Origin of the sequence: Actinomyces denticolens (assembly GCF_002072185.1) — a bacterium.
GTDB lineage: Bacteria > Actinomycetota > Actinomycetes > Actinomycetales > Actinomycetaceae > Actinomyces > Actinomyces denticolens.
In genome coordinates this window covers 1-670 of the sequence record NZ_MVIW01000088.1, presented here as the reverse complement: position 1 = coordinate 670, position 670 = coordinate 1, and the positions used below count along the sequence as shown (strand labels likewise).

Annotated in this window: 2 protein-coding genes; both read right to left on the bottom strand. The window is 67.6% G+C overall.

What is annotated here, in order from left to right; all coding sequences use genetic code 11:
- Positions 1-196, bottom strand: a 196-nt coding sequence (locus B1H55_RS12045; protein ID WP_143222444.1) for a GlgB N-terminal domain-containing protein, incomplete at its 3' end; no start/stop codon positions are given.
- 146 nt (positions 197-342) lie between these two features.
- Positions 343-670 (bottom strand): integrase core domain-containing protein (locus tag B1H55_RS13165; protein WP_143222443.1); only part of this gene is annotated, 328 nt, incomplete at its 5' end.

Genomic DNA, 670 nt, shown 5'->3' with positions numbered 1-670 from the left:
GGTGGCGCACAGTGCGGATGGTTACGCCGCCGTCGCCCACATGGGCGCCAAGCACCTCATGCGGATTGTGGTAGCGGCCGTAGGCGACATCCGCGAGGGCCCAGGGGTCCACGGGGACTGGCGCGGGGCCAGTGGCCTGCGGCGGCGGGGCGTCGTTGGATTCGGGGGCGGGCTCGGGGCTGGTGACGTCGGTCATGTTCTCACTCTCCCATGCGGTGACCGGCTGAGGGGGGACTTTATACCGGTGCAACCCGGCGTGGACGAATATGTCTCACGCCGCCGGGTGGGCGGCGCGGGACACGAACGGTCAGGTGTCAAGCCCCGGGTTTTGTGGAGGGTGTTTTATCTGGCGCCGGGGGTTGCCGGCTGGGGTTGGTTGGTGGTGGTCTGCTCGCCAGCGTCCTGGGCGTCGGCGGTGTCGATGATGTCGGTGCCGTCGGTGATGGTGTCGGTGTCGTCTGGTGGGGTGTAGGCCTGCTCGTGCTCGATCGGAGCGTGCATGCCTATGGTGGAGTGAGGCCGGACGGTGTTGAACCAGTGCACCCACTCGGCGGTAGCGAACTCGACATCGTCGATGCCCTGCCAGGGCCCGTTGGCGTCGAGGTAGTGGCGGTTTCGGATGAGCTCGGCCTTGTAGAGCGAGTTGAGGGCCTCGGCCAGCGCGTTGTCG